The 6,000-nt window shown below is 60.1% G+C and carries 6 protein-coding genes and 1 rRNA gene; all 7 read left to right on the top strand.

The features are described from left to right. The first annotated feature begins 3 nt into the window (after positions 1-3). Positions 4-116: ribosomal RNA gene (gene rrf / locus KW832_RS13690) — 5S ribosomal RNA — on the top strand. An 87-nt stretch (positions 117-203) separates the two neighbouring features. Next, on the top strand, positions 204-956 hold the full coding sequence (locus KW832_RS13685) for a 16S rRNA pseudouridine(516) synthase (protein ID WP_218300368.1): 753 nt from the start codon (positions 204-206) through the stop codon (positions 954-956). 272 nt (positions 957-1,228) lie between these two features. Continuing rightward, positions 1,229-2,212 carry a YncE family protein gene (locus KW832_RS13680; RefSeq protein ID WP_218300367.1) on the top strand — a complete coding sequence of 328 codons (984 nt, stop codon included), beginning with the start codon at positions 1,229-1,231 and terminating at the stop codon, positions 2,210-2,212. After that, the gene (locus tag KW832_RS13675; RefSeq protein ID WP_370628700.1) at positions 2,185-3,042 is read left to right on the top strand and encodes a polysaccharide deacetylase family protein; all 858 of its coding nucleotides are present in this window, start codon (positions 2,185-2,187) and stop codon (positions 3,040-3,042) included. Before KW832_RS13680 ends, KW832_RS13675 begins: the two co-directional genes overlap by 28 nt. An 83-nt stretch (positions 3,043-3,125) precedes the next feature. After that, entirely contained in the window at positions 3,126-4,139 is a 1,014-nt protein-coding gene (locus tag KW832_RS13670; protein WP_218300366.1) for a sterol desaturase family protein, read from the top strand. A 38-nt stretch (positions 4,140-4,177) separates the two neighbouring features. Further along, positions 4,178-5,116: an EI24 domain-containing protein gene (locus KW832_RS13665; protein WP_218300365.1), complete on the top strand. Its 939-nt coding sequence runs from the start codon at positions 4,178-4,180 to the stop codon at positions 5,114-5,116. Beyond that, complete coding sequence (locus KW832_RS13660) at positions 5,113-5,934, top strand: molybdopterin-binding protein (protein WP_218300364.1); 822 nt, start codon at positions 5,113-5,115, stop codon at positions 5,932-5,934. The genes KW832_RS13665 and KW832_RS13660 overlap by 4 nt, the downstream gene beginning before the upstream one ends. The last annotated feature ends 66 nt before the right edge of the window (positions 5,935-6,000 follow it).

Raw genomic sequence — 6,000 nt, 5'->3', positions numbered from 1 at the left:
ATGCCTGATGACCATAGCAAGTTGGTACCACTCCTTCCCATCCCGAACAGGACAGTGAAACGACTTTGCGCCGATGATAGTGCGGGTTCCCGTGTGAAAGTAGGTCATCGTCAGGCTCTTACAGCCCGAATCGCCCTTCTGCTCAATCGAGTAGAGGGGCGTTTTGCTTTGTGACTCAAGAATTCTTTTTCCTGCCCCTTTCTATGCAGCTCCAGGATATTTTGTATTCCCAAGGTTTTGGCACCCGCCGTGTCTGTGCGGGGCTGGTTCAGCAGGGCTGGGTTTCTATACGCGGGTCATCATCTGATACTCAGGATTACGAGCCGTGCGTCGATGCGACTGCTGAGCTGGACCCAGAAGGCCTGCAGTTGCAGGTCCAAGGCATCAATTGGCCCTACCACGCTAAAGCCTATGTGCTGCTGCACAAGCCGGCGGGGACAGAGTGCTCTCAAAAACCCTCAACCTATCCCAGCATCTATACCTTGTTGCCAGCCCCTTTGCGGCAGCGGCCAACAAAAAGCGCGGTGCAAGGGGTGCAGGCCGTAGGGCGGTTGGACCAAGACACCACCGGGTTGCTGTTGTTGAGCGATGACGGTCAATTCATTCACCGCATGAGTTCGCCCAAGAAACATGTGCCCAAGATTTATCAGGTCACTACCAAACATCCAGTCGTTGAAAAACAGATATCGAGCTTGTTGGCGGGGGTGGTTCTGGACGATGACCCCAAGCCCGTAAAAGCGGCGGCTTGTGAGCAGACTGCGAGCCATCGGCTGGACCTCACCCTGACCGAGGGCAAGTACCATCAGGTCAAGCGTATGCTTGCTGCCGTCGGTAATCGTGTAGAGGGATTGCATCGGTCGCAGATCGGTGCTCTGGTGTTGCCCGCTGACCTGCCTCCTGGGGCATGGAAATGGCTCAGTCAGGAGGATCTGTCCTTGCTGGCTCAGTCGTCCTGAGGGGCTTGGACCACAGATGGTGAAGCGCTACTTGGTGTGCGATCTGACTAAGCGAAGCGACCGCTACATCTCTGGAAGGATTCGATGATGACGAGAGCGTGGCGGCGAATGCGCTGACTTGACGAATCCATGATGAGCGCCAGTGGTTGCCAGTCGAGTGAGGTGCTCTTTTGCTCGTCGAAATTCGTTCCACATCAAGAATGTTACGTGTTCTCCCCCAAGGTATTGGTAAGTGCACAGCTACACTTCTTGGCTGTGTTGAAAGTGGTTCTGTGAAGATTTTCTCGATTGCACGCGCGTGCGCTGTCTTGGGTGGGCTGTGGATCTCAATAGGGGGGGCACTGGCTGCCGCGCCTCCACTGTTTGTGCTGAACTCCCTCGAAGCCAATGTCAGTGTTATTGACCCGGTGACCTGGACCGAGACGGCCCGCATTCCGACGGGCAAGGAGCCGCACCATCTGTATCTCACGCCGGATGAGAAGTCGATCATTGTGGCCAATGCGTTGGGGGATACGCTGACGTTCCTGGATCCGCGCACTGCGCAGATTCAACGCACGGTGCGGGGCATTGTGGACCCCTACCACCTGCGGTTCACACCCGATATGAAGTGGTTTATCACCGCTGCCAATCGTTTGAACCATGTGGATTTTTACCGTTGGGACGGGAAGGAGTTGACCCTCGTCCAGCGGGTGGCCACCTCCCGGACTCCCAGCCATTTGTGGATCGACAGTCGCAGCACCACGGTGTATTCCACCATGCAGGATAGCGATGAGTTGGTGGCCATCGATATTGCAACGCAGACGATCAAGTGGCGCACCAAGACGGGCGCCATGCCGGCGGACGTATATGGCAGCGCGGACGACAAGCGCATTTTTGTGGGCCTGACCGGTAGCGACAGCGTGGAGGTATTTGACGTCTCGGGACGCGAGCCCGTGAGTATCAAGAAGATTAAAACGGGCAACGGTGCCCACGCCTTTCGCGCAGCCGGCGACGGGCGCCACCTGTATGTCAGCAACCGGGTGGCCAATTCCATCAGCAAGATCGACATGACCACCCAGCAGGTGGTCGAATCCTATCCGGTACCCGGTGGGCCGGACTGTATGGAAGTGTCGGCCGATGGCCGCTTCATCTATGTGAGTTCCCGCTGGGCTCGCAAGCTCTCTGTTGTGGATACCGAGGCCAAGAAGGTCGTGCGGCAGGTCACAGTGGGCAAGTCGCCCCATGGCGTATGGACGTTGCAACACGCGCCCCGCTGATTGGCGATGGTGTGCGAGCGTCGGCGCCTCGCAGGGGAGTGTCTCTGCGAGTTTATTTTGCTATATATTTTGTAGCTTCTAGCGTTTTTGTATCCAGCGCTAGTGCCCAAAAAGACTGTAAAAAGCCTCTCTATCTGACCTTCGATACTGGCCATATGGCCGTGGCGCCTTTGGTCGCCGACGTTCTCGCACGCCAGCAGGTACGCGTGACGTTTTTCGCCGCCAACGAACGCACCCAGGAAGGGGATGGCAGCTTGGGCGACCACTGGGCTTCCTGGTGGCACGCTCGGGCCGCAGAGGGGCACGAATTTGCATCCCACACCTGGGACCACACCTATTGGCGCGCGGATCTGGGATCGGCGCAGGCCCCTTCGTTCCGTGTTCGACCATCGGCCGGGCCGCGCGCGGGGCAGGATTTTGTGCTGACGGCCGCCGCTTATTGTGAGGAGATCGCTCGGGCCGCAGATCGCTTGAAGCACGTGACCGGCAAAATACCCTTGCCCTTGTTTCGCGCCCCAGGTGGAAAGACTTCGCCGCAGTTGCTTGCCAGTGCCCGCGCATGTGGGTACACGCATGTGGGGTGGTCACCGGCGGGATTCCTGGGCGATGAGTTGCCCAGTGAAAAGGCCAGCAACACCACGTTGCTGAACAAGGCTTTGCGGGATGTGCGCAGCGGAGACATTCTGCTTGCGCACCTGGGGATCTGGTCACGCAAGGATCCCTGGGCGCCTGCCGTGCTGGAGCCGCTGATCGTCGGGCTGAAGGAGCGCGGATTCTGCTTTCGCACGCTGCGAGAACACCCTGACTACGCGCCGTTGGTGAGGCGCTGAATGCGGTGGAGGAGGCGAGGCAGATCGTGGAGGCCGTTCGGAGCAAGGGCGTGTGTGGTGAGAGATAGACGGAGCATGACGCAATGGGTTGGCTAGGCAATGGGTTTGATGCGGCTCAGCAATGGCTTTTCGAGAGCTTGTTGCAGCCAGTGATGTTTGCTATCGGTTTGGGAAACCAGCTCGAAAATGGCTACGAGGCCGCTGGATGGGTGCTGGTGGGGCTGCTGCAGCTGGTGGTGATCGCGGCAGTGATTGGCCCATTGCAGCATTGGCGGCCGGTGGAGGCTGTGACCGACCGCGCGACGATCCGCATCGACATTCTCTACACGCTGATTCACCGGCTGGGGCTGTTTCGCCTGGGTCTCTTCCTCGCGGTGGATCCGTTGATGGATTCCATCTTTGGGGCATTGCGCGTGGCTGGTATCAGCACCTTCCAGCTTGATGGCCTCTGGCCTGGGTTCACCGACGTACCCTGGGTCAGCCTGCTGCTGTACCTGGTGGTGTTCGACTTCGTGGACTACTGGATTCACCGGGGGCAGCACCACTTTGAATGGTGGTGGCGCCTGCATTCCTTGCACCACGCGCAGCGCCAGATGACCATGTGGAGCGACAACCGCAACCATCTGCTGGACGACGTGCTGCGCGACACCATCTTGGTGGTTGTGGCGCAGCTCATCGGTGTGGCACCTGGACAGTTCATCGCTATCGTGGCCATCACGCAGCTCAGCGAGAGCTTTCAGCACGCCAATGTGCGCCTGTGGTTTGGGCGCTGGGGCGAGCGGCTGTGGATCAGTCCGAGGTTTCACCGGCTGCACCACAGCATCGGAATCGGCCACGAGGCCGTCAAGCCATTGTCAGGGGAGGCTGCTGCTGCGCAGGGCGCCAGATACCGCGTGGTGCTGGGCGGGCACAACTTCGGCGTATTGCTGCCCTGGTGGGACATGCTGATGCGCACGGCCAACTTTGAATTGCGTTTTGATCCCACGGGCGTGCGCGATCAGGTGGAGCCGGGGCCAGACGGGCGCTTGCGCGACTATGGCAGGGGCTTTTGGTCGCAGCAATGGCGGGGTGTTCTGAGGCTGCTGGGCAAGGCCTGAAAGACCCTCCACGCGGTCAAGAAGGTATGCTTGTCGGCATGGGACTTTTGCTTGATTCTTTCTGGCGTGCTGCGGCCTATTGCTTGCGGCCCCGCGTCATGGCCCTGTCCGTTTTGCCGTTGCTGCTGATGGTGGGTCTGGCGTTGGGGCTGGGCTATTTTTATTGGGACGGAGCCGTGCAGGGCATGCGCGCGCTGCTGGATGCCTCTCCGCTTCTGGCCAGCTTCTGGAATTGGCTGCAAGGGTGGGGGTTGGGTGATGTCACCTCCGTCGTGGCGCCCCTCATGGTGGTTTTGGCGGTGGCTCCGGCTTTGGTGGTGGTCTCGCTGCTGGTGGTCGCGGTGCTCATGACGCCCGCATTAGTGGCGTTGGTGGCGGATCGGCGCTTCCCTGTGCTGGAGCGCAAGAAGGGTGGTTCCTTCATCGCCAGCGTGGTTTGGTCGGTCAGCTCCACCGTGCTGGCATTGATCGCCTTGGTGGTGTCGGTGCCCCTGTGGCTGGTGCCACCACTGGTGCTCATCCTGCCCCCCTTGATCTGGGGGTGGCTGACCTACCGCGTGATGGTGTTTGATGCGCTGGCTGACCATGCCAGCAAGGAAGAGCGGCAAGAGATTTTCCGCCGCCACCGCAGCAGCCTGCTGGGAATTGGCATTCTCACCGGCTACCTCGGGGCGGCGCCCAGCATCGTGTGGGCCTCAGGCGTGGTCTTTGCTGCGGCTTTTTTCATTCTGGTGCCGCTTGCGATCTGGATCTACACCCTGGTTTTTGCGTTCTCTTCCCTCTGGTTCACCCACTATTGCCTGGCAGCCCTGGAGCGCTTGCGCGCAGAGGGCACAGGGGTAACACCCGTTGAAGTGTCTACACCGAAGGCTGCAGACGCGGGGGAGCCCGCGCATTCCGCGCTGCCGCCTGCGGCGTCGCCCACTGCTGTTCTTTCTGCCCCCCCATCTCCTGCCAACGGAAGCCCTGCACCATGATCCCATCTTTCGGTCTGATCATCGTGGGTGATGAAATCCTGTCTGGCAAGCGTGCCGACAAGCACATGCCCAAGGTCATTGAACTGCTGTCAGCGCGAGGGCTTTCGCTGACCTACGCCGACTACGTGGGCGACAACCCGGACCGCATCACGGCCACGCTGCAGCGCGCTTTTGCGTCGGGTGACGTGGTGTTTTCCTGCGGTGGCATTGGCGCAACGCCAGACGACCACACCCGCCAATGCGCCGCGCGTGCCCTGGGCCGGGACCTGGTACTACACCCCGACGCTGAGGCTCTGATCCGCGAGCGCATGCAGGACGTGGCCCAGGAGCAGGGTGTGACGTATGAGCCGGACCGTCCCGACAACGTGCACCGGCTCAACATGGGGGTGTTTCCGGCAGGTGCCCACATCATTCCCAACCCTTACAACAAGATCCCCGGGTTCAGCTGCGAGGGCGGTCGTGGAGGGGCCGTGCATTTTGTTCCTGGATTCCCTGTCATGGCCTGGCCGATGATCGAGTGGGTGCTGGACCAGCACTACGCAGCGTTTTTCAACCGCACGCCACAGACCGAGCAGTCGGTGGTGGTCTATGGGGCCATGGAAGCGGCTTTGACGCCCCTCATGGAGCGCATCGAAAAAACGCACCCGAACGTTCGGGTGTTCAGTTTGCCCAGCGTGGATCATCCACAATACGGGCGGCATATTGAACTGGGTGTCAAAGGTCCTGCTCCCCTCGTTCCCGCTGCATGGCAGGACCTGAAACGGGGGTTGCACGAGTTTGGTGCAGATTGTGGCCCTGAATTGGTGCGCAGCTTGTGATGCCCTGTGTTGATAGTAAGTTTGCACTAAATTGGTGCGGTTCGGCGGGTGCTCCCTCGGCCTGCA

The sequence above is a fragment of the Acidovorax sp. sif0632 genome (assembly GCF_019218805.1).
GTDB classification, from domain to species: Bacteria; Pseudomonadota; Gammaproteobacteria; order Burkholderiales; family Burkholderiaceae_C; genus Acidovorax; species Acidovorax facilis.
Note: the sequence above shows the minus strand (reverse complement) of the source record. Positions and strands in the feature narration are given on the sequence as shown.

Coding starts and splice junctions, on each gene's coding strand:
- KW832_RS13685 (WP_218300368.1), top strand. CDS start 204: ATGCAGCTCCAGGATATTTTGTATTCCCAAGGTTTTGGCACCCGCCGT.
- KW832_RS13675 (WP_370628700.1), top strand. CDS start 2,185: ATGGACGTTGCAACACGCGCCCCGCTGATTGGCGATGGTGTGCGAGCG.
- KW832_RS13670 (WP_218300366.1), top strand. CDS start 3,126: ATGGGTTGGCTAGGCAATGGGTTTGATGCGGCTCAGCAATGGCTTTTC.
- KW832_RS13665 (WP_218300365.1), top strand. CDS start 4,178: ATGGGACTTTTGCTTGATTCTTTCTGGCGTGCTGCGGCCTATTGCTTG.
- KW832_RS13660 (WP_218300364.1), top strand. CDS start 5,113: ATGATCCCATCTTTCGGTCTGATCATCGTGGGTGATGAAATCCTGTCT.